The sequence below is a fragment of the Providencia vermicola genome, assembly GCF_020381325.1.
Classification (GTDB): domain Bacteria; phylum Pseudomonadota; class Gammaproteobacteria; order Enterobacterales; family Enterobacteriaceae; genus Providencia; species Providencia vermicola.
Genome location: NZ_JAGSPI010000003.1, coordinates 329,843 through 356,332, shown reverse-complemented (window position 1 = coordinate 356,332; position 26,490 = coordinate 329,843). Strand labels below are relative to the sequence as shown.

The 26,490-nt window shown below is 43.5% G+C and carries 22 protein-coding genes; 18 read left to right on the top strand and 4 right to left on the bottom strand.

Annotated features, from left to right (window positions below):
* Positions 1-115: 115 nt before the first annotated feature.
* Both pta and ackA read right to left on the bottom strand, forming a co-directional pair.
* Positions 116-2,260, bottom strand: a complete 2,145-nt coding sequence (pta, locus tag KDJ85_RS06350; protein WP_225818924.1) for a phosphate acetyltransferase — start codon at positions 2,258-2,260, stop codon at positions 116-118.
* A 71-nt stretch (positions 2,261-2,331) separates the two neighbouring features.
* A complete protein-coding gene (gene ackA / locus KDJ85_RS06345; protein WP_206082360.1) occupies positions 2,332-3,534 on the bottom strand; it encodes an acetate kinase in 1,203 nt (400 codons plus the stop codon).
* Positions 3,535-4,132: 598 nt separating this feature from the next.
* Between ackA and yfbV the strand changes: the two genes are divergently transcribed.
* The 5 genes from yfbV (at position 4,133) to KDJ85_RS06320 (ending at position 8,945) form a co-directional block, all read left to right on the top strand.
* Positions 4,133-4,588 carry a terminus macrodomain insulation protein YfbV gene (yfbV, locus tag KDJ85_RS06340; protein ID WP_225818923.1) on the top strand — a complete coding sequence of 152 codons (456 nt, stop codon included), beginning with the start codon at positions 4,133-4,135 and terminating at the stop codon, positions 4,586-4,588.
* Between the two features lie 150 nt (positions 4,589-4,738).
* Complete coding sequence (locus KDJ85_RS06335; RefSeq protein ID WP_219249371.1) at positions 4,739-5,233, top strand: YfbU family protein; 495 nt, start codon at positions 4,739-4,741, stop codon at positions 5,231-5,233.
* Positions 5,234-5,617: 384 nt separating this feature from the next.
* Positions 5,618-6,307, top strand: a complete 690-nt coding sequence (locus tag KDJ85_RS06330; RefSeq protein ID WP_225818922.1) for a sugar phosphatase — start codon at positions 5,618-5,620, stop codon at positions 6,305-6,307.
* 88 nt (positions 6,308-6,395) lie between these two features.
* Positions 6,396-8,225, top strand: a complete 1,830-nt coding sequence (locus KDJ85_RS06325) for an SLC13 family permease (protein ID WP_225818921.1) — start codon at positions 6,396-6,398, stop codon at positions 8,223-8,225.
* Positions 8,226-8,405: 180 nt separating this feature from the next.
* On the top strand, positions 8,406-8,945 hold the full coding sequence (locus tag KDJ85_RS06320) for a phenylacetic acid degradation protein (RefSeq protein WP_225818920.1): 540 nt from the start codon (positions 8,406-8,408) through the stop codon (positions 8,943-8,945).
* A gap of 66 nt (positions 8,946-9,011) precedes the next feature.
* Here the strand turns inward: KDJ85_RS06320 and yfbR are convergent, their stop codons facing one another.
* Positions 9,012-9,593: a 5'-deoxynucleotidase gene (gene yfbR / locus KDJ85_RS06315; protein ID WP_225818919.1), complete on the bottom strand. Its 582-nt coding sequence runs from the start codon at positions 9,591-9,593 to the stop codon at positions 9,012-9,014.
* 200 nt (positions 9,594-9,793) lie between these two features.
* Between yfbR and KDJ85_RS06310 the strand changes: the two genes are divergently transcribed.
* On the top strand, positions 9,794-10,222 hold the full coding sequence (locus KDJ85_RS06310; RefSeq protein ID WP_225818918.1) for a hypothetical protein: 429 nt from the start codon (positions 9,794-9,796) through the stop codon (positions 10,220-10,222).
* A 260-nt stretch (positions 10,223-10,482) separates the two neighbouring features.
* On the opposite strand, the gene KDJ85_RS06305 is transcribed toward KDJ85_RS06310, so the two are convergent.
* Positions 10,483-11,697, bottom strand: a complete 1,215-nt coding sequence (locus tag KDJ85_RS06305) for a pyridoxal phosphate-dependent aminotransferase (protein WP_225818917.1) — start codon at positions 11,695-11,697, stop codon at positions 10,483-10,485.
* Positions 11,698-12,497: 800 nt separating this feature from the next.
* Between KDJ85_RS06305 and KDJ85_RS06300 the strand changes: the two genes are divergently transcribed.
* The 12 genes from KDJ85_RS06300 (at position 12,498) to nuoL (ending at position 26,479) form a co-directional block, all read left to right on the top strand.
* Entirely contained in the window at positions 12,498-13,421 is a 924-nt protein-coding gene (locus tag KDJ85_RS06300) for a LysR family transcriptional regulator (protein ID WP_206082352.1), read from the top strand.
* A 1,096-nt stretch (positions 13,422-14,517) separates the two neighbouring features.
* The gene (locus KDJ85_RS06295; RefSeq protein ID WP_206082351.1) at positions 14,518-14,961 is read left to right on the top strand and encodes an NADH-quinone oxidoreductase subunit A; all 444 of its coding nucleotides are present in this window, start codon (positions 14,518-14,520) and stop codon (positions 14,959-14,961) included.
* 18 nt (positions 14,962-14,979) lie between these two features.
* Positions 14,980-15,654, top strand: a complete 675-nt coding sequence (locus KDJ85_RS06290) for a NuoB/complex I 20 kDa subunit family protein (RefSeq protein WP_004912254.1) — start codon at positions 14,980-14,982, stop codon at positions 15,652-15,654.
* A 74-nt stretch (positions 15,655-15,728) separates the two neighbouring features.
* Positions 15,729-17,531, top strand: coding sequence for an NADH-quinone oxidoreductase subunit C/D (gene nuoC / locus KDJ85_RS06285; RefSeq protein ID WP_371006958.1), 1,803 nt, complete (start codon positions 15,729-15,731; stop codon positions 17,529-17,531).
* Positions 17,532-17,533: 2 nt separating this feature from the next.
* On the top strand, positions 17,534-18,082 hold the full coding sequence (nuoE, locus tag KDJ85_RS06280) for an NADH-quinone oxidoreductase subunit NuoE (protein ID WP_004912250.1): 549 nt from the start codon (positions 17,534-17,536) through the stop codon (positions 18,080-18,082).
* Positions 18,079-19,437, top strand: a complete 1,359-nt coding sequence (gene nuoF / locus KDJ85_RS06275; protein ID WP_225818916.1) for an NADH-quinone oxidoreductase subunit NuoF — start codon at positions 18,079-18,081, stop codon at positions 19,435-19,437. The genes nuoE and nuoF overlap by 4 nt, the downstream gene beginning before the upstream one ends.
* Positions 19,438-19,526: 89 nt before the next feature.
* Positions 19,527-22,259: an NADH-quinone oxidoreductase subunit NuoG gene (nuoG, locus tag KDJ85_RS06270; protein ID WP_225818915.1), complete on the top strand. Its 2,733-nt coding sequence runs from the start codon at positions 19,527-19,529 to the stop codon at positions 22,257-22,259.
* Positions 22,259-23,236 (top strand): NADH-quinone oxidoreductase subunit NuoH, encoded by a 978-nt coding sequence (gene nuoH / locus KDJ85_RS06265; RefSeq protein ID WP_004912244.1) that lies wholly within the window; start codon positions 22,259-22,261, stop codon positions 23,234-23,236. The genes nuoG and nuoH overlap by 1 nt, the downstream gene beginning before the upstream one ends.
* 14 nt (positions 23,237-23,250) lie before the next feature.
* Positions 23,251-23,793: an NADH-quinone oxidoreductase subunit NuoI gene (gene nuoI / locus KDJ85_RS06260; RefSeq protein WP_004259834.1), complete on the top strand. Its 543-nt coding sequence runs from the start codon at positions 23,251-23,253 to the stop codon at positions 23,791-23,793.
* Positions 23,794-23,805: 12 nt separating this feature from the next.
* The gene (gene nuoJ, locus KDJ85_RS06255) at positions 23,806-24,342 is read left to right on the top strand and encodes an NADH-quinone oxidoreductase subunit J (protein WP_225818914.1); all 537 of its coding nucleotides are present in this window, start codon (positions 23,806-23,808) and stop codon (positions 24,340-24,342) included.
* Positions 24,339-24,641: an NADH-quinone oxidoreductase subunit NuoK gene (gene nuoK, locus KDJ85_RS06250; protein WP_004912233.1), complete on the top strand. Its 303-nt coding sequence runs from the start codon at positions 24,339-24,341 to the stop codon at positions 24,639-24,641. The genes nuoJ and nuoK overlap by 4 nt, the downstream gene beginning before the upstream one ends.
* A complete protein-coding gene (nuoL, locus tag KDJ85_RS06245) occupies positions 24,638-26,479 on the top strand; it encodes an NADH-quinone oxidoreductase subunit L (RefSeq protein ID WP_225818913.1) in 1,842 nt (613 codons plus the stop codon). Before nuoK ends, nuoL begins: the two co-directional genes overlap by 4 nt.
* Positions 26,480-26,490: the final 11 nt, after the last annotated feature.

The window sequence follows — 26,490 nt, the reverse complement described above, 5'->3', positions numbered from 1 at the left end:
AAAAATGCGATTGTTTAGTTATGGATAATCACCATAGCAATTAAAAAATGATAGTGGGCTTGTGCCACAAAAAAAAGCGCCCATATGAGCGCTTTAATCGATAAAAACGAAATAGTTAGTTTGCTTCGTTCTGTACCGCTTGGATTGCTGTTAATGCTACGGTGTAAACGATATCGTCAACTAATGCCCCACGAGACAAGTCATTGACAGGTTTACGCATGCCTTGCAGCATTGGGCCGATTGATACGAGGTCAGCCGAACGTTGTACCGCTTTATAGGTGGTGTTACCCGTGTTCAGGTCAGGGAAGATAAACACCGTTGCTTTACCTGCAACAGGGGAGTTAGGCGCTTTCGATTTTGCCACGTCAGCCATTACCGCTGCATCATACTGCAATGGACCATCAATCATCAGGTCAGGGCGTTTTTCTTGCGCTAAACGGGTTGCTTCACGCACTTTTTCAACATCACTACCTGCACCTGAGTTGCCTGTTGAGTAGGAGATCATTGCAACACGCGGGTCGATACCAAACGCTTTTGCAGAATCCGCAGATTGGATAGCGATTTCAGATAATTGCTCAGCAGTTGGATCTGGGTTGATTGCACAGTCACCATAAACAAAGACTTGCTCAGGTAACAACATAAAGAACACCGATGATACCAGTGAGCTACCCGGCGCTGTTTTAATTAATTGCAGCGGTGGGCGGATAGTATTGGCGGTGGTGTGTACGGCACCTGATACTAGGCCGTCTACTTCGCCTTTTTCGAGCATCAATGTACCGAGAACCACGTTGTCTTCAAGTTGTTCACGAGCAACAACTTCGGTCATGCCTTTGCTCTTACGCAGTTCAACAAGGCGTGCAACGTATTCTTCACGAACCTTAATTGGGTCAACGATTTCAATACCGGTGCCTAATTCAATGCCTTGTGCAGCAGCAACACGGCGGATATCGTCAGGGTTGCCTAACAGAACACACGTTGCGATACCGCGTTCAGCACAGATAGATGCTGCTTTAACTGTACGAGGTTCATCACCTTCAGGCAGAACGATACGTTTGCCCGCTTTGCGTGCTAATTCGGTTAATTGGTAGCGGAACGCTGGTGGAGACAAACGGTTTGGACGTTCAGAGTCAGCCACTAAAGATTCAATCCAGTCGCTACTAATATGGCGAGCCACGTAGTTTTGAATTTTTTCGATACGTTCATGGTCATCCGCAGGCACTTCTAAGCTGAAACTTTGCAGGTTTAGGGAAGTCTGCCATGTATTGCTTTTCACCATGAAGACAGGCAAGCCTGTTTCGAATGCTTGTTCGCACAGTTGGCGAATTGGCGCATCGATGTTGTAGCCACCCGTTAACAGGACTGCACCAATTTCAACACCGTTCATTGCCGCTAAAGATGCTGAAACCAGTACGTCAGGGCGGTCAGCAGAGGTCACTAACAGTGAGCCTGGGCGGAAGTGCTCAAGCATGTGCGGGATGCTGCGCGCACAAAATGTGACGGATTTAACGCGGCGAGTTTTAATTTCACCTTCGTTAACAATCTCCGCACCTAAGTGTTTTGCCATGTCGATTGCACGCGTGGCGATTAAATCGAAGTTCCATGGAATAGACGCAAGCACAGGCAGATTTAGCGCAGAAAGTTGTTTAGGATCGAGATTTGCAACGGTTGCTTTGGTTGAATCATCAAAGATTTCAGATAGGTCAGGGCGAGTGCGGCCTTGTTCATCAACGGGTGCATTCACTTTATTAATGATAACACCGATAATATTTTTATTACGTTGACCACCAAATTCGTTACGAACCAGCTCTAAACGCTCTTGCATTTGAGTGATTGAGCTGTTGCCCGTCGCAGTAACAAAAACAATTTCAGCGCCTAACGTTTTGGCTATCTCATAGTTTAATGACTGAGCAAAAGAGTGTTTACGCGTTGGCACTAAGCCTTCAATTAAAATCACTTCCGCATTTTTAGTGTGATCATGGTAACGAGCCACGATCTCTTCCATTAATACGTCTTTTTTAGAGGATGTCAGCAGTGATTCAACGTATTCCATAGTCAGTGGTTCAACAATGGTCGTAATACTTGAATGGGAACGCAGAACTTCAGTGGTTTGGTCTTTATTGCCAGAGATGCGGGGCTGTGCGATAGGTTTGAAAACGCTTAATTGAACACCTTTTTGTTCCATTGAGCGAACGACACCAAGGCTAACGCTTGTTAAGCCAACGCTGGTGCCGGTAGGTATTAACATAATTGTACGTGACACGGGAACCTCTTTATTTCGGTTACTCTAATGACAAAACGATACCGCCAGCATTTGCTGGCGGTAGAAGTTTCTTATGCGGTTAAACGCGCAGTATCTTGAGCGATAACCAACTCTTCATTGGTTGCGATAACCAGCGCTGGACGGCTGTTATCGGTAGTGATTAAACCTTCTTTGCCGAAGCGTGCCGCTAAGTTACGTTCATGGTCATATTCGAAACCAAGGATAGCCAGTTTCTTCAGGGTAATTTCACGAACTTGTGCGGAGTTTTCACCAATACCACCTGTGAAGATGATAGCATCAAGACGGCCTTCCATCAGTGCACTGTATGCGCCAACGTATTTCGCTAAACGGTGGCAGAAAACGTCCATTGCACGGGTTGCATCTTCTTTTGTGCCATAGTTGTCTTCAACATAGCGACAATCGCTTGTTACACCAGTTAAGCCTAATAAGCCAGATTCTTTAGTCAGCATTTTGTTGATTTGATCAACACTCATGCCTAAAGCGTCATGTAAATGGAAAATGATGGCAGGGTCGATATCACCACTACGCGTTCCCATAACTAAGCCTTCTAATGGGGTTAAGCCCATAGAGGTATCAACACATTGGCCGTTAACAATCGCAGTGACAGAACCGCCGTTGCCTAAATGGCAAGTGATAACGTTTAATTCTTCAACAGGTTTGTTGAGTTTTTTCGCCGCTTCACGAGAAACATAGAAATGGCTTGTGCCGTGTGCGCCGTAACGGCGGATGCTATGTTCTGAATACAATTCGTATGGCAGGGCATACAGATAGGCTTCTTGTGGCATTGTCTGATGGAATGCGGTGTCAAATACAGCCACGTTTTTGTTGATCAGATGAGGGAATGATTTTCTTGCCTCTTCAATACCAATTAGGTGAGCAGGGTTATGAAGTGGAGCAAATGGGATTGCCGCTTCAATACCTTCAATCACATCGTCAGTGATTAAAACAGAAGAGGTGAATTTCTCGCCGCCGTGAACAATACGGTGACCGATCGATGTAATTTGCGCTGACAACTCAGGCTTTTCAGCAAGAATGGTGTTAACAATGAAATTCAATGCTTCGCTATGCGCCGCACCAGCACCTAAAGGAGCTTCCTTTTTAGCACCATCCATTTTCCATTTAATACGGGCTTCAGGGAGATTGAAACACTCAGCTAAACCGGATAAAAACTCGTCACCGTTAGTTGGATCGATGATGGCGAATTTCAGTGAGGAGCTACCGCAGTTTAGAACCAGTACCAGCTTACTTGACATGGAAATACCTATCGTTAATTGTTGTTGTGAAGCCTTTAAAAAACATGAAAAAGACTCAGATATAAAAATATGGCGTGTTAGAGCCTAGCGTATTTATGACCTGAAACATCATGATTGATATCATGTTAAAGGCGAAAAAGTTAAAGATCTTGGTAATCTTCAAGGGTTTTATAAAACTATCGTTATTCTTTTGTGCAAAGTGCGATATAAAAGAAAACTTCGCATCTGGTGTTGAAATAACGACCAAAACCCCAATATATAACTGTTGTCTATCTTTTTATTAAAAAGATGGATAAAGCGATAAAATAACAAATTCAACAGCAATTCTAAATGTGGCAGATTCTACTAAAAATATTTTATATTTTATACGTTTTTTTTAAAAATAGGTCGTTTGATTGATTAAAATCATAAGTGTCGTATAAAGTGTAGTTATAGCACGAAGTTAGGTATTTATCAGAATAGCTGATTTTAATGAAAGTCGCTTATCTTAAGGTAAATTGAATAAAATAATTTGTTTAACTTAAGTGTGCGTTCTTGTTCACAATGGCGTAAGCTTAACGGCAGCTAGTCAGTTTTAGAAGTGCATAGGAAACGATTCATGAGTACATTGCAAAACACACCTCCAGGTTTTTTTAAACGCTTCAGATTAGGCAATCGCTATCTGAAAACTTTTCCTATGGAAAAAAAACTGTCACCTATCTTCCCTGAAATCAGAATTAATAAAGCGGTACGTTTTGGTATTCGCTTTATGCCACCCATTGCCATTTTCACGCTCGCCTGGCAAATCGCCTTAGGTGGGCAGCTCGGCCCCGCCATCGCAACCGCATTATTTGCCTGCAGTTTACCAATGCAAGGGCTGTGGTGGTTAGGGAAACGTGCGTCTACACCATTGCCATCTGGCTTGCTGAGCTGGTTTTATGAGATCCGTGATAAATTTACGGCGGCTGGAATAGCAATGGCACCTATTGAACAACAGCCTGATTATATGGCGTTGGCGGATCTTCTTAAGCGTGCATTTAACCAACTAGATCGCTCTTTCATGGAAGATGTTTAGCAAAAAATAGCTGTACAGTTATTGTTAAAAGCTAGATTTAACAATAAGTAATGCAAAAAGCGTGTTTAGATCAATAAAAGCGATGTTTTCACTGTCTTAGATGTGGGTTGAGTGCGAAGATAAGCCATACTTTTCTGTAGGAGAGCAGTGATGGAAATGACGAATGCCCAACGCCTGATTTTATCAAATCAATACAAAATGATGACAATGTTAGACCCAGATAACGCGGAACGTTATCGCCGCCTACAAACGATTATTGAACGCGGTTTTGGGTTACAGATGCGTGAGCTAGACAGAGATTTCGGTCATTTAAGCGAAGAAACGTGTCGCACAGTGATTGAAATTATGGAGATGTACCATGCACTGCAAGTTTCCTACAGTAATTTACCTGAAAAACAAGATATTGATGGTCGCCGAGTCCAATTTTTAGGTTTTGATGCAGCAACAGAAGCACGTTATTTAAGCTATGTGCGTTTTATGGTGAACACAGAAGGGCGTTATACCCATTTTGATAGCGGGACTCATGGGTTCAACTCACAAACGCCAATGTGGGAGAAATATGTGCGGATGCTGTCGATTTGGCATGCGTGCCCACGGCAGTATCATTTGTCAGCAGTAGAAATATCTCAAATTTTCAACGCTTAAGTTTGTTCGTCTTGCTCGTCGTATTTTGCGCTGTAGCGGTGTTGGCTTCGCACACTAACCCTAGTCACATACTCGTGTATGCTCCTAGGGATTAGCGCTCTTGCCGCCTAGCTACAGCACAAACTCCTTAGAGCAAGTTTGTTCGTCATACTTCACCTTGTCGCGTTGTTGACTGCCTAGCGGCAAGGCGAATTATTTAGAGCAAACGAAATCGATAGATATAAAAATTTCAAATTCAAATTCAAACCAACATTTCTTTCCTGTTTTAACTCCCCAGTGCACTTAAATCTAAGTCATTAATACAATTCTTAATTATTTTTGTGATTAAGGTTGCGTATTGGCGTCTATTTAGCGTTAACTAAGAGACAAAATCGATTCAAGCACATGAAAGGGGTAGCTGTGAAACTAAAGGCAAAGGGTTTTCTATTTGATTTGGATGGCACATTGGCGGATTCACTGGCGGTAGTTGAGCGTTGCTGGTGTAAGTTTGGTGAACGAATAGGGAAAAGCCCTGAGGAAATTATTAGTTTTATTCATGGAAAACCAGCACTGACCAGTCTGCGCCATTTTCTGCCAGAGGCAAGTGATGAAGAAATTATGGAGTATTTTCGCTGGTTAGAAAAAATGGAAAGTGAAGATGTGGAAGGTGTTGTCGCTTTACCAGGGGCTGTTGCCTTATTAACACGTTTGAATGAGATTGGTGCGCCTTGGGCAATTGTTACATCGGGGACAGTGCCAATTGCCCATGGCCGCCAACAAGCTGCGGGACTGCCTGAGCCAAAACATTGGGTAACATTTGAAAAAGTGTCCAAAGGTAAGCCTGATCCTGAGCCGTTCATCTTAGGGGCTAAAGCACTTTCATTGCCTGAAAAATCATGCATTGCCTTCGAAGATGCCCAAGCAGGCATTCATTCTGCACTTAGTGCAGGTTGCCAAGTGGTCGCAGTCCATGCTCCAGAAAGCTTACCGCGTCGTGATGAAATTGATATAATTGTCAGTTCGTTAGAGCAAATTTCTGTTATGGGACCAGACATTAATGGAGATTATGAACTTTTAGTGTCAAAGTTACCTTAATCGTGATCTAATCAAAGAAATTCTCCGTAAAACGTGGTTAACTAAAGAAAATCTTTAGCAATGTTTTTTTTCGTCGAAAGGGGATATTTTGAACGGAGAATTGCTGTGGGTATTAACCCTCCTACTGATAGCGGTCGTTCTTTTTACCACGAATAAAATCCGCATGGATGTGGTGGCATTACTGGTGATTGTTGCGTTTGTGCTCAGCGACACCTTAACATTAGAACAAGCGACATCAGGCTTTGCTGATCCGAACGTGTTATTGATAGCGGCATTGTTCGTTATTGGTGATGGTCTCGTTCGTACAGGTATCGCATATCAAATGGGGGACTGGCTTGTTCGTGTTGCAGGAAGTAGCGAGAGCAAAATGTTAGTATTTTTGATGCTGACAGTCGCTGGGCTCGGTGCCTTTATGAGCTCGACAGGTGTTGTTGCCATCTTTATTCCTGTCGTGTTGAGTGTTGCGGCGCGAATGAAAACATCGCCAGGTAGATTAATGATGCCACTAGGCTTTGCAGGGCTAATTAGTGGCATGATGACCCTAGTCGCGACGCCACCTAACATGGTCGTAAATAGTGAGTTAGTGCGCGAAGGCATCAAAGGTTTTCAATTTTTCTCAATTACCCCTATTGGTATTCTTATTTTGCTGGCAGGTATTGCCTATATGTGGCTAACACGCCGCTGGTTGGGTAGTAATGAGCCTGATAAACTTCCTGAACGCTACCGCCGTACCTTCCGTGACTTAATTCGTGATTATAAGCTGACAGGCCGTGCACGCCGCTTAGCTATCCGTAAAGGTTCACCGTTGATTGGCCATACCCTTGATGAACTCCATTTACGTTCACGTTATGAAGCCAACGTGGTCGGGATTGAGCGCTGGCGGAAATTTCGCCGTGTAATGGTCAGCGCAACGGGCGGAACAGAGCTACGTGAACGAGATGTCTTATTGGTCGATATTTCTGTAAGTGATGATGATTTACGCTTGTTTTGTAGTGAACAATTGCTTGAGCCAATGATTTTACGTGGAGACTATTTCTCTGACCAGTCCCGTGATGTGGGGATGGCGGAAGTTTCTATGAACCCAGATTCTGAATTACTGGGGAAAAGTTTACGGGATATTAAGTTTCGTACACGATACGGCTTGAACGTGGTGGGTATTCGCCGTGATGGTAAGGCATTAGATGGCAAGTTGGTGGATGAGCCATTGCGCCTTGGTGATATTTTGCTGGTTATTGGTGATTGGAAACTGATCCGTATCCTATCAACAAAACCACGTAATTTTATTGTGTTGAATTTAGCGGCAGAAGTTGAAGCTGTAGCCCCTGCGGCTTCACAAGCGCCTCACGCATTGTTTTGTTTAGCCTTAATGGTTGCTATGATGGTGACCAATGAAATTCCTAACTTTATTGCAGCATTGATTGCGTGTCTGTTGATGGGGAAATTTCGCTGCATTGATATGGAAAGCGCGTACAAATCCATTCACTGGCCAAGTATTATTTTAATCGTCGGTATGATGCCGTTTGCGATTGCCTTGCAAGAAACAGGCGGTATTGCCCTTGCTGTTGATGGCCTAATGAAGGTCGCTGGGGGGTTAGGCCCGCATGTGATGCTACTGTGTTTATTTATTCTGTGTGCCACTATTGGGTTGTTTATCTCTAATACCGCCACCGCAGTCCTTATGGCTCCTATTGCGATTGCTGCTGCACGGCAAATGGAAGTATCCCCTTTACCATTTGCAATGGTAATTGGTATCGCAGCATCTGCTGCATTTATGACTCCCGTTTCATCACCCGTTAATACCTTAGTGCTTGGCCCTGGGGGGTATAAGTTTTCTGACTTCTTAAAAATTGGTGTACCGTTTACGATTATTGTGATGTTTATCAGTATTGCGGTTGTTCCTATTCTTTTCCCTTTTTAAATAACAGCCCGAGTCAATAGGGCTGTTATTTATCACTCACAATATGGGTAGTTGTAAGGGGTTTATTTGCGTTAATTCAGCTTAAGTTGACTTAAGGATAAGTCTGATGTCACTTATCTTGCATTCATTTTTATAATTAAGGCTATTAATTAAATTAGTCTTACTTTTTGAGAACTTAGAATGCACATTATTATTGCAGCGATATCAGCGCTAGCTGCGCTTGTTTGGGCATTGCACTCATTACAAAATTCAGGTGTTGATCTTAATTCATTTAATCCATTTACGTGGGCTAGGCGAAGAAAGTGGCAAAAACAATACGGCACAAAACCTATTTATAATTTATCGACCGCGACGGATGCCGCTGCTGCGATTATTGTGGGAACATTAAAGCAAGAGGGTGAAATATCCAGAGAACAAAAACAAACGGTTATTGATTTATTTGCAACTAATTTTAACTTGGGAAATCAAGAGGCAATGGATTTGTTTGCTTTATCTGCTCACCTCGTGCATGACGAAATAAACTTCGAATCCAGTGTTCCGCATATCCTTAAATTAAGTATCAATCAATTCACACCATCAATGATAACGACATTTCATTCGTTATTAGAACAGGTTGTTGAGTTAGAAGGTGCTCCTACAAAAATACAAACTAATATTATTGAAAGAGTCGGTATTGAATTTAAAAAAGCCAATAAAAATAAGATTGATTGGAAAGATTAAAACTAATTTACAGTGTATAAATAAAGACCCATTTTATGGGCCTTTATTATGTATAATTCGAAGAAGTTAATTGCTAATTTCATCTAACGAAAGCGTAAAACCTGGAACAAATTTTTCCATAAAATAATCCATTTCAGGGCTTTTTCTTTCTGCCAGCATTTTTTCAAGGCGCTTTTTGGCCAATTTAAATTCGCTATTTCCAGCAGACAGCTCCTCTAAGCATTTTAAGTAAGCACACAAAGAATCGGCTTGCTTAACAATAAAATGTTCTTCTTCAGATTGTAAGTCTTCAATAATTAACTCCCTGAATTCATCTTGAAGTTCATCAGGTAGCATATCCAACAGCTTTTGTTGGGCAAATTTCTCTATTTTTTTGTATTCATGGGCAATTTGTTGATTATGATATTTGATAGGCGTAGGCAAATCCCCAGTAATAACTTCACTGGCATCGTGGTACATAGCAAGCAAGGCAATGCGAGATGCATCAACATTACCCCCAAATTTTTTATTCTTAATGATGGCAAGTGCATGAGCAACCATCGCAACTTGTAAGCTGTGTTCGGAGACATTTTCTGTTCGGACATTACGCATGAGTGGCCAGCGGTGAATTAGTTTCATTCTAGCAAGGTGTGCAAAAAAGTAGCTCATAAGTCCTCATAAACAGTGTTATATAATGGCTAAATTATAACGCGTATAGACTCGGAGGGATATGTATTTATGCCAAGTTATTATTCAAAGTAAACCTAAATAAAGACAATGAGCTCTATTAAAAAATAATATTTAATTAAAAAATCGATGACTTATTATCTGATTTTGTGAAGGTGATATTAGATAATAAAGGGGTTAATATGGCTAATAATGAACTCGGACAAAAAGGTTTTGTTTCTATAGAGAACTATTGGGGTGATAAAATCAAGTCGATTATAGTTATGCACAGTGCAGATAATATAGAAAAAACGGAGGGAGTTGTTAATAATATAAATCATGGTGAAAAAGAAGAAAATGTTTTTCAATTTCATTATCAAACCAACTTGTTTCCATTTAAAAATAGGTGGAAGGTAATTGTAATCACTATTGATGATGAGGTTTATGAGACTGATGGCTATTTCTCTTGTTCCATTACTGCTTCGGATAAAGGCGTTGCAGTTGTAGGCGTTAATGGTGATACTAAAACGGCGTACGTTTCTTTTTCTGAATCAGGAAGTTGCTCTGAAAAATTAAGACGTGTAAAACGTCATTCTATGTTTGATGGTCAATCTGAGAGATATCTTAGATAAACTATTTAGTTGTATTTAATTTAATTTGATTTGATTTGGCTGTATTAATATTTATAATGAAGAATCACTAAGTAAATCTTCAAGGAATATTATGAAATACTTTCCTTTCATACTTTTAGGTTTTTTCCTGGTTGCGATATATATTATTTCCATTATTTGATAATCAAAATAATACACTCATTTAATGATAATTACACTTTGAATTAATAAAGCCTCCGAATTAGGAGGCTTTATTAATAATGGATAATCTAAATAAGATGTTATTGACGATAGCCTTCAAGGAAGCGGCCAAATTTATTAATAGCCATTTCAAGATCGTCAGCATAAGGTAAGGTCACGATCCTAAAATGATCGGGTTCTGGCCAGTTAAATGCGGTGCCTTGGACTAATAACACTTTTTCTTGCAACAGCAAGTCAAGGATCATTTTTTGGTCATCATGGATATTAAAACGCTTAATATCAATTTTTGGGAACATATACAGTGCGCCTTGTGGCTTCACACAAGACACACCTGGAATTTGGTTAATGAGTTCCCACGCACGGTTACGCTGCTCATATAAACGCCCACCAGGTTGAATAAATTCACTAATACTTTGGTAACCCCCCAGTGCTGTTTGAATGGCATGTTGCATTGGCACATTGGCACATAAACGCATTGAGGCTAGCATTTCTAAGCCTTCAATATAGCTTTTTGCATGTTTTTTCGGACCATTTAATACCATCCAACCTTGTCGGAAGCCTGCAACACGATAGGTTTTTGATAGCCCATTGAATGTAATCGTTAATAAGTCAGGTGCTAATGCCGCAATAGAGTGATGAACTGCATCATCATAAAGAATTTTATCATAAATTTCATCAGCATAGATAATTAGATTGTGTTGACGAGCCAGTTCAACAATCTCTAATAGCAAATCTTTGCTATATACAGCACCTGTTGGGTTATTGGGATTAATGACCACAATACCGCGCGTTCTGGGGGTGATTTTGTTACGAATGTCCTCAATATCTGGCATCCAGCCTTGTTGCTCATCACACATATAATGAACCGCTTTCCCGCCAGAAAGCGAAACCGCTGCTGTCCAAAGTGGGTAGTCAGGGGCTGGGACTAACATTTCATCGCCATTATTAAGCAGTGCTTGCATCGCTTGGACAATAAGTTCAGACACACCGTTACCGATGTAGACATCTTCTACTGTCATTTCGTGAATGCCACGAGCTTGGTAATGTTGGACGATGGCTTTACGAGCAGAATAGAGCCCTTTGGAGTCACAATAGCCTTGGGAACTTGGTAAATTGCGTAAAACATCCACAAGAATTTCATCAGGTGCTTCAAAGCCAAACGGTGCCGGGTTACCAATGTTCAGCTTGAGGACTTTATTGCCTTCCTCTTCTAAGCGTTTTGCTTCTTTTAATACGGGCCCACGGATGTCATAGCAGACATTATCGAGCTTGCTGGATTTAGTTAGATTATTCATTGTTCTCTCATTACCTTAACGGGATTGCATTGCTAGGGCCGGCTTTATTGTCTTACTGTACTCCTCCCTCAGAAGCTTTTGAAGATGCAAGGTTATTTTTGGTGTAAAAGGTTGGTTAAAGTATAAATGTGATGTTTGACATCTTATTATCTTTTTTATGTTGGTTTAATATTTCAATAAACACACTTATGTTGGGTTTATATCTCGATAATATCGTGTCTTTTGGTGTGTAAATATAAAAAAAAAGGAAAAATAACAGTTGAACTAAAAAATTGTATCAAAATGTAATATTAAGCCTAGATTCGTTAGTTTAGTCATAAATTTCACTGCATATTGCCCTTTTTTTATATTTTTTTGACCGTTTTTGTTAGTAATATTGATTGTTTTGCTCAATATTTTTTAACTAAACATACACTTAAAACGCATAACCCGTTGAAATTTAAAGGTATAAAAAAATAGTGAAATGAATTTTATAATGTGCTTACATTAAAATAATTGCGATTACATTAAATATGTTACTATTTAGCGGTACTTTATAAAGCGTTTCTTTAATCAGATTCTGTAAGAGAATACACTTTTTGTTAACACTATTTTTGATTGATTGGCAGTACCCTGTTTATACCAGCATTGATGTTATTCGTTAATAACGGGTTGGTTATAACTAGATAAAATAATGAGTAGTCATTGCAGATCTAAGGATTAGAGATGCACTAGATGAGTAGTATATAAATTATATCGCTGATTCTCATGGAGGAGAGCAGAACACCAGGTAACATAAATATTATATAAGAGAATGAACGATGATAAATTCCAATCGTCCCATCATGAACTTAGATCTGGACTTGCTGCGTACGTTCGTTGCAGTCGCTGATCTAAATACATTTGCAGCTGCAGCTGCAGCAGTGTGTAGAACGCAATCTGCGGTAAGCCAGCAGATGCAGCGTTTAGAGCAACTTGTTGGCCGTGAGCTTTTCGCTCGTCATGGGCGTAATAAACTCCTCACAGCGCATGGTTTACAATTACTGGGTTATGCACGACAAATCTTGCGTGCTAATGATGATGCAACGGCATCATTAACCTATAACGATGCTGAAGGCGAATTACGTATCGGTGCATCTGATGACACTGTTGATATCCTATTGCCATTTTTGCTAAATCGTATCGCTTCTGTGTACCCACGCATTGCGGTTGAAGTTCGCATTAAGCGTGCTCAATTTATTGAATCAATGCTGGATAACCATGAAATCGATTTAGCATTAACAACAGCGCGTATTAGCCATCACCCAAAAACGGCATTGAGAACCGTGCCAGTGCTATGGCATAGTTCGCCTGATTTCCAATTACGTCATAACGAGCCGATCCCATTAGTTGTAATGGATGAAACCAACCCATACCGCAAACTTTGCACGCAAGCATTGGATGATGCAGGATTACCATGGCATATCGCCTATGAAGCCGCGTCTTTACCTGCAGTACGTGCTGCAGTAACAGCGGAAGTCGGGGTGACTGCACGCCCAATGGAAATGCAAAATGCGGATTTACGTATTTTAAATGAAACAGATGGTTTGCCGCGTTTGCCTGATATTCAATATTGGCTATATAAGAATGCAGATGAGCAGAAAGATTTTGTTTTGACCGTCTTTAGCGCCATTGAAAACAAAAAAATTCCTTATGTTGCTGCATCGGCAAGTGAACTTGCTGATGGGAGCGAAATGAATAATTAATCGTTTCAGGTGATATTAACTGACCGTTAATATCCGCGAATATACAACGAACAAAACGGTAATTCCTATTTTTTTAGGATTGCCGTTTTTTTATATCAAAAATTTGCATAAAAAGTGTAGGTAAAATATTTGCAAGCTAATTATTTTATGCAAATGCAATGAACAGCTCAATTCAGATAAATATATCGACTAAAGTGATATTCACTGGGAGGAAGTATAACCCTAGTAATCTAGGGGAAATACCATTCTTTTTTGGATGCATCTATCTACAGAGTAAGATGCTTCGTAACTGAAACGATTATTTCATACTGATGTGTTAAATTTTCAATATTGGGGAGAGAGTATAAGAAATCATTTTAAAACAAGGTATAAATATTGAGCGACGGTTTTGAAAAATCGTTATCAAGTTCAAATTTATCATTTTTTTATCGATTTCAGTACACAAAACCTGCAATTAACCACTTAATAAGTATGGTTAAATGTTGAAGACCATGAAATAATTGTGATGTAGTTGGCAGAACCTGAATTTCATTTTTTGGTTAACAATTTGTTACGTTATTAACAATCTTTTTTTGCTGAATTGATAAAATAGCACTGGATTGTCAGCAGGTTAGTGAAATTGTTGAGTAAAAAAGCGTTACATGTTCTTAAAGTAAAATTGAACGGCATGTAAACAAATTGAGTACTTTTTCAATAAATCTGTGCGTTAGATCAAATAAAAAGCGCAATTTTTCATCTGTTAAGACAGGTTTTTCCTGCGATAATGGTGTAGTAAAAACGAATAATCAGTTAAACTAGTTTGAGTGTTTACTTGTGTTTCATTACACTGACACGTTTTAGCAGATCATGAGTACTTTTTGTTGTTTTAATGTTTTTTCTATGTGAAGTTTTTGTAACAAATACGGGTTATTTTACCTAATTTGGGTAAAGTAAATTGTAATGAGAGAGGACAAACCAAACGCAGTCATCAGACTGATTTATGTTTGGTGATGATTTTTGGTCTTTCTTCTCGATTAACTGGGCAATTGTGGTGCAATACTGCCGTGTTGTAAAAAAGAGCAGTTTACGCACCATAAGTAATGAGTAAGCAACGAGTATGTCTACATCAATCCTAGCGTTAGCCCATAACTGGGCGTTTGCGATATTCCTTATCGGCACTATCGGTCTTTGTGCTTTCATGTTGGTCGCAGGTCACTTCTTGGGTAGCCGCGCCAAAGCCAGAACAAAACATGTTCCTTACGAGTCAGGTCTTGATTCGGTCGGTAGTGCACGTCTTCGTATGTCTGCTAAGTTCTACTTAGTCGCCATGTTCTTCGTTATCTTCGATGTTGAAGCCATGTTCTTATTTGCATGGTCAGTTGCCATCCGCGAAGCTGGTTGGGTTGGTTTCATCGAAGCCGCGATCTTTATTTTGGTATTGTTGGCGGGATTGTTTTATCTAGTTCGCGTAGGAGCATTGGATTGGACTCCAGTCCGTTCCCGCGGAAAAGTGAAGCATCCTAGTGAAGTTATTAAAATCAGCAATCGTCATCCGCAGTAAAAAGCGAGGCATTATACAATGGATTATACGCTCACCCGCATAGATCCGAACGGTGAGAACGACCGTTACCCACTGCAAACCCAGGAAATCGTAACAGATCCTCTGGAGCAGCAAGTTGAAAACAGTGTGTACATGGGGAAACTATCTCATGCACTTCACGATGTGGTTAACTGGGGGCGCAAAAACTCTCTATGGCCATATAACTTTGGTCTTTCATGTTGCTATGTAGAAATGGTGACTTCGTTCACGGCTGTTCATGACGTAGCCCGTTTTGGTGCGGAAGTACTTCGTGCTTCACCTCGTCAAGCCGACTTCATGGTTGTTGCAGGAACCTGTTTCACAAAAATGGCGCCTGTTATTCAACGTCTGTATGACCAAATGCTCGAACCAAAATGGGTTATTTCCATGGGTTCATGTGCCAACTCTGGTGGCATGTATGACATTTATTCTGTGGTACAAGGCGTCGATAAATTTATCCCTGTGGATGTGTATATCCCAGGTTGTCCACCACGCCCAGAAGCCTATATGCAGGCTCTACTTCTGTTGCAAGAATCTATCGGTAAAGAGCGTCGTCCGCTCTCTTGGGTCGTTGGAGACCAAGGGGTTTACCGTGCCAATATGCAATCAGAAAGAGAAAGAAAGCATGGTGAACGTATCGCAGTGACTAACCTGCGTACACCAGACGAAATTTAAGGCTTAAAGCCATACAGCGTAACAGAGCAATGTTGTTGCGAAATAATAAACCTGATCAAGCGTTATGGTGAAGAATGATGACAGATCAGATAGCGCAAGCGAGTAGTACCCAGCCAGGATGGCAGACACAGGATCATTTAAATGACCCTGTGCTTCTGGAACTGCGCAATCAATTTGGGCCGGATGCCTTTTCTGTTCAAGCAACCCGCACTGGTATGCCAGTGATATGGGTTCGTCGTGAACAATTACTGGAAGTTGTCGATTTCCTGAAAAAATTACCGAAACCGTATGTCATGTTATTTGACTTACACGGGGTAGATGAACGTCAGCGAATTCACCGTCAAGGTCTGCCAGAGGCAGACTTTAGTGTTTTCTACCACATCATCTCCATCGATCGTAACCGCGATATCATGTTAAAAGTCGCTCTTAATGAGAAAGACTTAAATGTGCCTTCTGTGGTTTCACTGTTCCCGAATGCGAGTTGGCATGAGCGTGAAGTGTGGGATATGTTTGGGATCACCTTCCAAGGTCACCCAAATCTGCGTCGCTTGCTGATGTCGCCAAATTGGGAAGGTCACCCACTGCGTAAGGATTACCCTGCGCGTGCAACTGAGTTCGACCCCTTTGTTCTGACGAAACAGAAACAAGATCTGGAAATGGAAGCATTGACTTTCAAACCAGAAGAGTGGGGCATGGCGCGTGGAAACGAAAACGAAGATTTCATGTTCCTGAACTTAGGGCCAAATCACCCATCATCGCACGGTGCGTTCCGTATCGTACTGCAACTTGATGGTGAAGAAATTATCGACTGTGTGCCAGATATCGGTTACCACCACCGTGGTGCTGAGAAAATGGGTGAACGCCAGTCATGGCACAGCTACATTCCATACACTGACCGCATCGAGTATCTCGGCGGTTGTGTGAATGAAATGCCATACGTGTTAGCCGTTGAAAAACTGGCTGGTATCGAAGTGCCTGACCGCGTGAAGACTATTCGTGTCATGCTGTCTGAGTTATTCCGTATTAACAGCCACTTGCTGTACATCAGTACCTATATTCAAGACGTTGGTGCAATGACACCGGTATTCTTTGCGTTTACTGACCGTCAAAAAGTGTACAACGTGATTGAAGCGATTACGGGCTTCCGCATGCACCCAGCTTGGTTCCGTATCGGTGGTGTTGCACACGATTTACCGCGCGGTTGGGAAAAACTGCTGCGTGAGTTACTTGACTGGCTGCCAAAACGTTTAGAATCCTATGTTACGTCAGCGCTGAAAAACTCCATCTTAAAAGGCCGTTCAATTGGTACAGCAATGTACAACAAAGAAGAGGCTCTAGCTTGGGGTGTAACCGGTGCAGGTTTACGTGCAACGGGCGTTGATTTCGACGTACGTAAATGGCGTCCATATTCAGGCTACGAAAACTTTGAGTTCGATATTCCTATCGCTCACAACGGTGACTGTTATGACCGTGTGATGATCAAAGTGGAAGAGATGCGCCAGAGTATCCGTATTCTTGAGCAGTGCTACAAGAATATGCCAGAAGGCCCATTCAAAGCCGACCATCCACTGACGACGCCACCACCAAAAGAGCGTACATTGCAGCACATTGAAACCCTGATCAATCACTTCTTACAAGTGTCTTGGGGCCCGGTGATGCCTGCGAATGAATCATTCCAGATGGTTGAAGCCACGAAGGGTATTAACAGCTACTACCTGACCAGTGATGGCAGCACCATGAGCTACCGCACACGTATTCGTACCCCGAGTTATGAGCACTTACAGCAAATTCCTTCGGTGATCAGAGGTAGTTTAGTTTCGGACTTAATTGTCTATCTGGGTAGTATCGATTTTGTAATGTCGGATGTGGATCGCTAACCATGCATAATGAACATAACGAAAATGAGAAGCACAACGAGCTCAATGTCGTGAATGTGTTTGAACCGCAAGTCAATCATGGCTTTGTCTTAACAGAGAAAGAGCGTGAAGAGATTGAAGGTGAGAAACACCACTATGAAGATGCGCGTGCTGCCTCAATTGAAGCACTGAAAATTGTGCAAAAAAACCGCGGTTGGGTTGAAGATGGGGCTATCCACGCGATTGCTGACGTCTTAGGCATTCCAGCCAGTGACGTTGAAGGGGTGGCCACATTCTATAGCCAAATCTTCCGTCAGCCAGTAGGTCGCCACATTATTCGCTATTGCGACAGTGTTGTTTGCCATATTACAGGTTATCAGGGCTTAGAAGCTGAGATCATTAAACAGCTGAATATTCGCCCAGGTCAAACAACAGCTGATGGCCGCTTTACGTTGCTGCCAACCTGTTGCTTAGGTAACTGTGACAAAGGTCCAACGATGATGATCGATGAAGACACTCACAGCTACGTACAGCCTGAAAATATTCAAAAATTACTGGAGCAGTATCCATGACAAATTCTGTTAATCCAGTGATCCGTACTGCCGAAACTCATCCTCTAACATGGCGCTTGCGTGATGACAATCAGCCTGTTTGGTTAGATGAGTATCGTAGTAAAAACGGATACAAAGGTCTTGAGCGTGCGCTTAAAGGCATGGCGCCAGATGAAGTTGTGAATCTCGTGAAAGACGCAGGCCTGAAAGGGCGTGGTGGCGCGGGCTTCTCAACAGGTCTGAAATGGAGCCTGATGCCGAAAGACGAAAACATGAAACTGCGTTACTTCTTATGTAATGCGGATGAAATGGAACCAGGTACTTATAAAGACCGTCTATTGATGGAACAACTGCCTCACCTATTAGTTGAGGGGATGATCACAGGGGCTTATGCACTGAAAGCCTATCGTGGTTATATCTTCTTGCGTGGTGAATACGTTGAAGCTGCACAAAATCTGCGCCGCGCCATCGAAGAAGCCAAAGCAGCGGGTCTGTTAGGTAAAAATATTCTCGGTTCTGGATTCGATTTCGAACTGTTTGTGCACACGGGGGCTGGGCGTTATATCTGCGGTGAAGAAACTGCGCTGATTAACTCCTTAGAAGGTCGCCGTGCAAACCCACGTTCTAAGCCACCATTCCCTGCAACATCAGGGGCTTGGGGTAAACCGACTTGCGTAAATAACGTCGAAACTATCTGTAACGTGCCTGCAATTTTAGAGCACGGTGACCAGTGGTATATCGATTTAAGCGCAGGTAAGAGTAAAGATGCCGGCACAAAACTGATGGGCTTCTCTGGCCGTGTGAAAAACCCAGGTCTGTGGGAATTACCGTTTGGTACCACAGCGCGTGAAGTCCTTGAAGACTACGCGGGTGGGATGCGTGATGGCTTGAAATTAAAAGCATGGCAGCCGGGCGGGGCAGGGACAGACTTTCTGACCAACGATCACCTCGACTTACCAATGGATTTCGAAAATATTGCTAAAGCAGGCAGCCGTTTAGGGACTGCATTGGCGATGGCAGTTGATAATGAAATCAACATGGTTTCGTTAGTGCGTAACTTAGAAACCTTCTTTGCGCGTGAATCTTGCGGTTGGTGTACACCTTGTCGTGATGGGTTGCCGTGGAGTGTGAAAATTTTACAAGCACTGGAAAAGGGCGAAGGCCAGCCAGGCGATATTGAAACATTAGAGCAACTTTGCCGTTTCTTAGGCCCAGGTAAAACCTTCTGTGCTCACGCACCAGGTGCAGTTGAACCACTGCAAAGTGCTATCAAATATTTCCGTGATGAATTCGAAGCGGGTATCTCGCAAAAAGATCTGCGCAATTTAGTGCAGATTGCAGGTATTCAGCCAAACCTGCTGAAGCAGCGCTGGTAATCGTTTCGCGATTGAGCAACCGCGAACGAGATTTTTCACGAAGAACGTATTTTTGATTAACGCCTGCTTTATGCGGGCCTTTGGGAAGCATGCTGACTATGGCTACAATATATGTAGACGGCAAAGAATATGACGTTAACGGGTCTGAAAACCTGTTACAAGCCTGTCTTTCTCTCGGGCTAGATATTCCTTATTTTTGCTGGCATCCGGCGCTGGGAAGCGTTGGCGCTTGCCGCCAGTGTGCGGTTAAGCAGTATCAGAACGCGGATGATACCCGCGGTCGCCTAGTAATGTCTTGTATGACACCGGCAACGGAAGGCACCTTCATTTCTATTGATGATGAAGAAGCCAAGCAATTCCGTGAAAGTGTTGTGGAATGGCTGATGACCAACCATCCACATGACTGTCCAGTCTGTGAAGAGGGCGGTAACTGCCACCTGCAAGATATGACGGTGATGACTGGCCATAACATGCGTAAATATCGTTTTACGAAACGTACACACATTAATCAAGATCTGGGGCCTTTCATTAGCCATGAAATGAACCGCTGTATCGCGTGTTACCGTTGTGTTCGTTACTATAAAGATTACGCAGATGGCACGGATTTAGGGGTTTATGGGGCCCACAACTATGTGTACTTCGGTCGTACAGAAGACGGCACGCTGGAAAGTGAATTTTCAGGCAACTTAGTCGAAGTCTGTCCGACAGGGGTATTTACTGACAAAACCCACTCTGAGCGCTATAACCGTAAATGGGATATGCAATTTGCACCTGGTATCTGCCAACAGTGCAGTATCGGTTGTAATACTAGCCCAGGTGAACGCTATGGTGAAATTCGCCGTATTGAAAACCGTTATAATGGTTCTGTTAACCACTATTTCTTGTGTGACCGCGGTCGCTTTGGTTACGGTTACGTTAACCGCAAAGACCGTCCACGTCAGGCTGTCTTGAACAAAGATGGCGTTAAACAGGTTATCTCTGCTATTGAAGCAATGCAAAGCGGTGCGCAAATTATCAATCAAGCGAAAAAAGTGATTGGTATTGGCTCGCCTCGTGCAAGCATTGAAAGCAACTACGCATTACGTGCATTAGTGGGCGCAGAAAACTTCTACTCAGGTATCTCTGCGGGTGAGCAAAGCCGTCTAGCGCTGATGCAAAACATTCTGCAAAATGGTGGTATCTATACCCCAACTCTGCGTGAAGTTGAAGGTTACGATGCGGTACTGGTTCTGGGTGAAGATTTAACTCAGACAGGTGCACGTATGGCGCTTTCTGTTCGTCAAGCGGTAAAAGGTAAAGCACGTGAAATGGCCGCAGCACAGAAAGTGGCTGATTGGCAAATTGCGGCAATTATGAACATTGGTCAACATGCGAAATATCCGCTGTTTATCACCAACGTTGATGATACCCGCTTAGACGATGTTGCGGCTTTCAATTACCGTGCTCCTGTTGCTGACCAAGCGCGTTTCGGTTTTGCTATCGCCAATATGATTAACGGTGAGGCACCTGCGGTTAACGACTTACCTGCGGACCTAAAAGCGAAAGTGGAAACCATCGCACAGGCCCTTTCAAGCGCGAAAAAACCCCTGATTATCAGTGGTAGCCACAGTGCTAGTGATGCGATGATCCAAGCGGCAGCTAACGTGGCATTTGCATTGAAAGCAAAAGGCGCGCAAGTGGGCTTATCTTACTTAGCCTCTCATGCGAACAGCTTCGGTTTAGCGATGATGAACGCACAGCCATTAGACAGCGCATTAGCTCGCATTGAAGCGAATGAAGCGGATGTGGCTATCGTTATCGAAAATGACCTTTACCGTCACAGCAGTGTGGACGCAGTCAATAGCGCATTAGCGAAATTAAGCCACCTGATTGTTGCTGATCACCAGCAAACTGACATCATGGATAAAGCAACACTTGTTCTGCCAGCGGCGAGTTTCGCAGAAGCAGACGGTACGTTGATTAACCAAGAAGGTCGCGCACAACGTTTCTTCCAAGTTTTCGATCCAACTTATTACGATAAAACTATCGTGATGAACGAAAGCTGGCGCTGGATGCACTCGCTGCAAACGGAAGCGCAAGAACGTGATGCGGATTGGTCGCAACTTGACCATGTAATTGCTGACTGTGTGGCTGCATTACCGCAATTTGCGGGTATTGTGGATTCAGCACCGAAAGCGTCATTCCGTATCCGTGGACAAAAATTAGCGCGTGAGCCGCATCGTTACAGTGGTCGTACAGCAATGCTGGCGAACCAATCTGTGCATGAACCACGCCAACCGCAAGATATTGACTCTCCATTTGCTTTCTCAATGGAAGGGAACAACAGCCCAACCGCACCACGCCAGCAAATTCCATTTGCATGGGCGCCAGGTTGGAACTCACCTCAAGCGTGGAATAAATTCCAAGCAGAAGTCGGTGGCCATTTATTATTTGGTGACCCAGGTGTGCGTCTGTTCAATTCAACAGAAAGTAAATTGGCTTATTTCACTGATATTCCAGCAGCTTACCAAGCAGCGGATGCGCAGTGGGTAGTCGCGCCGTATTACCATCTGTTCGGTAGTGATGAAATGTCACAGCGCTCAGAGGTGATCCAACAGCGTATGCCAGAGCCTTATATCATGCTGAGCACGCAAGATGCTGCGACACTTGGCTTGGCAACAGGGACAAAAGCTGAATTTAGCTATGCAGGTCAAGGGTTTAACTTGACTGTACGCATCAGCAATAACCTGTCGACAGGTCAAATTGGCTTACCATTAGGGATGCCAGGTATCGCACCTTCAATGGCTGGCGTGTCAGTCAATAATCTGCGGAGGGGAGCATGATGGATTGGATTTCTCCTGAAGTGATGGAAGTATTAATTTCCATCCTCAAATCTGTCGTCATTTTATTGGTTGTTGTGACTTGTGGGGCATACATGAGTCTGGGAGAGCGCCGTATTCTCGGTCTGTTCCAGAATCGTTATGGCCCAAACCGCGTTGGCCCGTTTGGGATGGGCCAGTTAATCGCCGATATGTTCAAAATGCTGTTTAAAGAAGACTGGATCCCACAGTTCGCGGATAAGAAAATCTTTACGCTAGCGCCAGTTATCGCATTTTGTTCACTGTTCCTTGCATTCGCAATTGTGCCTGTCAGCCCGACTTGGCACGTAGCAGACTTAAACATTGGGATTTTATTCTTCCTGATGATGGCAGGTCTGGCGGTGTATGCGGTCCTGTTCGCGGGTTGGTCAAGTAACAACAAATATTCATTATTAGGGGCGATGCGTGCTTCGGCACAAACCGTTAGTTATGAAGTGTTCTTAGGCTTGTCTTTAATGGGCGTGGTCGCACAAGCAGGTTCATTTAACCTGATTGATATTGTGAACTCCCAAGAAGGCATGTGGAACATTATTCCTCAATTCTTTGGTTTTGTGACCTTTGCGATTGCGGGCGTTGCGGTATGTCACCGTCACCCGTTTGACCAGCCAGAAGCAGAACAAGAGATTGCGGATGGTTACCACGTTGAATACTCAGGGATGAAGTTCGGTCTGTTCTTCGTCGGTGAGTATATCGGTATCGTAACGGTTTCTGCCCTGATTGTGACGCTGTTCTTTGGTGGCTGGCATGGTCCATTCCTGCCGTCATTCTTGTGGTTTGCTATCAAAACTGGCTTCTTCATGATGATGTTCATCCTGATCCGTGCCTCTTTACCGCGTCCACGTTATGACCAAGTGATGTCTTTCGGCTGGAAAATTTGCCTGCCATTGACGCTGCTTAATCTGCTGGGTACTGCAGCAGTGATTTTATACAACGCTCAGTAAGGGGTGATTGAACCATGACATTGAAAGAGTTATTGGTCGGTTTCGCCACCCAAGTACGTAGTATTTGGATGGTCGGCCTACATGCGTTCGATAAACGCGAAACGCAAATGTATCCAGAAGAGCCGGTTTATCTGCCACCCCGTTACCGTGGTCGTATCGTGTTAACCCGCGATCCAGACGGTGAAGAGCGTTGTGTTGCGTGTAACTTATGTGCGGTTGCTTGCCCAGTGGGATGTATCTCACTGCAAAAAGCCGAGCACGAAGATGGACGCTGGTATCCGGAATTTTTCCGCGTTAACTTTTCGCGCTGCATTTTCTGTGGTCTGTGTGAAGAGGCTTGCCCAACAACGGCAATCCAATTAACACCTGACTTTGAAATGGCCGACTGGCGACGTCAGGATTTGGTTTACGAGAAAAATGACCTGTTGATTTCAGGTCCAGGTAAATATCCTGATTATAACTTTTACCGTAAATCGGGTATGGCGATTGCAGGTAAAGACAAAGGTGAAGCGGATAACGAAGCGAAACCGATTAACGTCAAAGACCTGTTGCCATAAGGAGCGATATTCATGGAATTTACATTTTATATCGCCGGTCTGGTTGCAATACTTGCAACTTTGAGGGTGATAACGAATACCAACCCGGTGCATGCACTGTTGTATCTGGTTGTTTCTCTGCTGGCACTGTCAATGGTGTTCTTCTCACTCGGCGCGTCTTTCGCGGGTGCGCTAGAAATCATCGTTTACGCAGGTGCCATTATGGTCTTGTTTGTGTTCGTCGTCATGATGTTGAACCTAGGCCGCTCTGTGCAGGAGCAAGAGCGCGCTTGGCTAACACCGAAAAACTGGATTGGTCCAGCGGGATTATCCGCAGTGTTGTTGGCTATCCTGGTTTACGGCATCACTTCTTTATCTTACGAGAAGGGGATTGATGGCACGGTGATTGGGGCGAAAGAAGTCGGTATCAGCTTGTTCGGGCCATATGTTCTGGCTGTTGAACTTGCTTCACTGCTGTTATTGGCAGGTATCGTCGTCGCATTCCACGTTGGACGTGACCGCAAAGAAAACGGTGCTGACCTTGTTAGCATTGCGGAGGAGCAAAAATGATACCTCTAGAACATGGTCTGATTTTAGCGGCAATTCTATTTGTGATGGGGCTTAGCTGCCTTGTTATCCGCCGCAACTTGCTTTTCATGTTGATCGGACTGGAAATCATGATTAACTCAACTGCACTGGCATTTGTCGTCGCAGGGAGTTTTTGGGGGCAACCAGACGGCCAGATTATGTATATCTTGGCAATCGCACTGGCTGCAGCGGAGGCGAGTATTGGATTGGCGTTGTTACTGCAACTCCATCGTCATCGTCAGAACCTGAATATTGATAAAGTCAGTGAGATGCGCGGATGAACCTACTCTATTTAACTATTCTGTTGCCTTTACTGGGGTCGGTGCTGTTAGCCTTCTCCCGTGGACGCTGGTCAGAAAACGTTTCGGCCATTATTGGTGCGGGGTCGGTCGGCTTAGCTGCCCTCGTCGCATTCTATGCTGGTAACGAATTTTTAGCTCAACCCGACGCTGGCGTGTTTATTCAGCCACTTTGGACTTGGATGTCTGTCGGTACCTTTAATATCCCATTCACCCTGATGTTAGATGGTCTGTCACTGACCATGTTAGGTGTGGTAACGGGTGTGGGCTTCCTTATTCACGTGTATGCCTCTTGGTATATGCGTGGCGAGGAAGGTTACTCACGTTTCTTCGCTTACACCAATCTGTTTATCGCGAGCATGGTCGTTTTAGTCCTCGCCGATAACATGATGCTGATGTATCTCGGTTGGGAAGGGGTAGGGCTGTGCAGTTACTTGCTGATTGGTTTTTATTACACCAATCCAGACAACGGCAAAGCCGCGATGAAGGCGTTCTTTGTGACGCGCATCGGTGACGTGTTCCTTGCTATCGGTATGTTTATTCTGTGGAATGAACTGGGCACACTGAACTTCAGCGAAATGGCGGTGTTAGCACCTCAGAAATTTGCTGAAGGTTCAAGCGCAATCAACTGGGCAACCTTGATGTTATTAGGTGGTGCAGTCGGTAAATCTGCGCAGCTACCATTACAAACATGGTTAGCTGATGCGATGGCGGGTCCAACACCAGTTTCTGCACTGATCCACGCCGCAACCATGGTAACCGCAGGTGTCTACTTAATCGCACGTACCCATGTTTTGTTCCTATTAGCGCCTGAGGTATTGCACTTAGTCGGTGTTGTGGGGGCGGTAACACTCGTACTGGCAGGTTTTGCAGCATTGGTACAAACGGATATCAAACGTGTCCTCGCTTATTCAACCATGAGCCAAATTGGTTATATGTTCTTGGCACTGGGTGTTCAAGCTTGGGATGCGGCGATTTTCCACCTGATGACGCACGCTTTCTTCAAAGCATTATTGTTCCTGTCAGCCGGTTCGGTGATCCTCGCTTGCCACCACGAGCAAAACATTTTCAAAATGGGTGGGTTGCGTAAGCAAATTCCATTCATTTATGCTGTGATGTTAATCGGCGGAAGCGCACTGGCAGCATTGCCACTGTTTACCGCAGGTTTCTACAGTAAAGATGCAATTTTGTGGGGCGCGCAGCTTGATGGACAAACTGTGTTGTTGTGGGCAGGTATCCTCGGTGCATTAATGACCGCAATTTATACCTTCCGTATGATTTTCATCGTGTTCCACGGTGAAGCAAAAATCAAAGCGCACAAGGTTAAAGGCATCACTCACACATTGCCACTTGGCATTCTGGCTATCCTTGCAACGTTTGTTGGTGCTTTAATCCACCAACCATTAGAAGGGGTGTTCCCAGCGGAAGCCGCAGGAAGTGAAGACGGTAAAGTCTTACTTGAAGCGATTTCAGGCGGGTTTGCAATCGCAGGTCTGTTGATTGCGGTATTCCTCTATCTATTCAGACGTTCCATTGTTGATGCTATCGCGAAAACGGCGGTTGGCCGCTTCTTCAGTGCCTGGTGGTACCAAGCATGGGGATTCGACTGGCTGTATGACGTAGTCTTTGTGAAACCGTTTAAAGGTATTGCATGGCTACTGGAAAGCGATCCGATTAACTCACTGATGAATATTCCTGCGCGATTATCAAGCTTAGCGAACAAAGGACTTTCTGTGAGTCAAAACGGCCAGATCCGTTGGTATGTTGCCTCATTGGGGCTGGGTGCAGTGCTGATTCTTGCTCTGCTGCTTTTGGTTTAATTAAGGGACAC

Bases quoted from the DNA above. Each gene is read 5' to 3' on its own strand.
- nuoH (WP_004912244.1), top strand. From the start codon at position 22,259: ATGGATTGGATTTCTCCTGAAGTGATGGAAGTATTAATTTCCATCCTC.
- yfbR (WP_225818919.1), bottom strand. From the start codon at position 9,593: ATGAGCTACTTTTTTGCACACCTTGCTAGAATGAAACTAATTCACCGC.
- nuoL (WP_225818913.1), top strand. From the start codon at position 24,638: ATGAACCTACTCTATTTAACTATTCTGTTGCCTTTACTGGGGTCGGTG.
- nuoG (WP_225818915.1), top strand. From the start codon at position 19,527: ATGCTGACTATGGCTACAATATATGTAGACGGCAAAGAATATGACGTT.
- KDJ85_RS06330 (WP_225818922.1), top strand. From the start codon at position 5,618: ATGAAAGGGGTAGCTGTGAAACTAAAGGCAAAGGGTTTTCTATTTGAT.
- nuoF (WP_225818916.1), top strand. From the start codon at position 18,079: ATGACAAATTCTGTTAATCCAGTGATCCGTACTGCCGAAACTCATCCT.
- nuoK (WP_004912233.1), top strand. From the start codon at position 24,339: ATGATACCTCTAGAACATGGTCTGATTTTAGCGGCAATTCTATTTGTG.
- KDJ85_RS06290 (WP_004912254.1), top strand. From the start codon at position 14,980: ATGGATTATACGCTCACCCGCATAGATCCGAACGGTGAGAACGACCGT.
- KDJ85_RS06300 (WP_206082352.1), top strand. From the start codon at position 12,498: ATGATAAATTCCAATCGTCCCATCATGAACTTAGATCTGGACTTGCTG.
- nuoI (WP_004259834.1), top strand. From the start codon at position 23,251: ATGACATTGAAAGAGTTATTGGTCGGTTTCGCCACCCAAGTACGTAGT.
- KDJ85_RS06320 (WP_225818920.1), top strand. From the start codon at position 8,406: ATGCACATTATTATTGCAGCGATATCAGCGCTAGCTGCGCTTGTTTGG.
- ackA (WP_206082360.1), bottom strand. From the start codon at position 3,534: ATGTCAAGTAAGCTGGTACTGGTTCTAAACTGCGGTAGCTCCTCACTG.
- nuoJ (WP_225818914.1), top strand. From the start codon at position 23,806: ATGGAATTTACATTTTATATCGCCGGTCTGGTTGCAATACTTGCAACT.
- yfbV (WP_225818923.1), top strand. From the start codon at position 4,133: ATGAGTACATTGCAAAACACACCTCCAGGTTTTTTTAAACGCTTCAGA.
- KDJ85_RS06305 (WP_225818917.1), bottom strand. From the start codon at position 11,697: ATGAATAATCTAACTAAATCCAGCAAGCTCGATAATGTCTGCTATGAC.
- KDJ85_RS06295 (WP_206082351.1), top strand. From the start codon at position 14,518: ATGTCTACATCAATCCTAGCGTTAGCCCATAACTGGGCGTTTGCGATA.
- nuoC (WP_371006958.1), top strand. From the start codon at position 15,729: ATGATGACAGATCAGATAGCGCAAGCGAGTAGTACCCAGCCAGGATGG.
- KDJ85_RS06310 (WP_225818918.1), top strand. From the start codon at position 9,794: ATGGCTAATAATGAACTCGGACAAAAAGGTTTTGTTTCTATAGAGAAC.
- nuoE (WP_004912250.1), top strand. From the start codon at position 17,534: ATGCATAATGAACATAACGAAAATGAGAAGCACAACGAGCTCAATGTC.
- KDJ85_RS06335 (WP_219249371.1), top strand. From the start codon at position 4,739: ATGGAAATGACGAATGCCCAACGCCTGATTTTATCAAATCAATACAAA.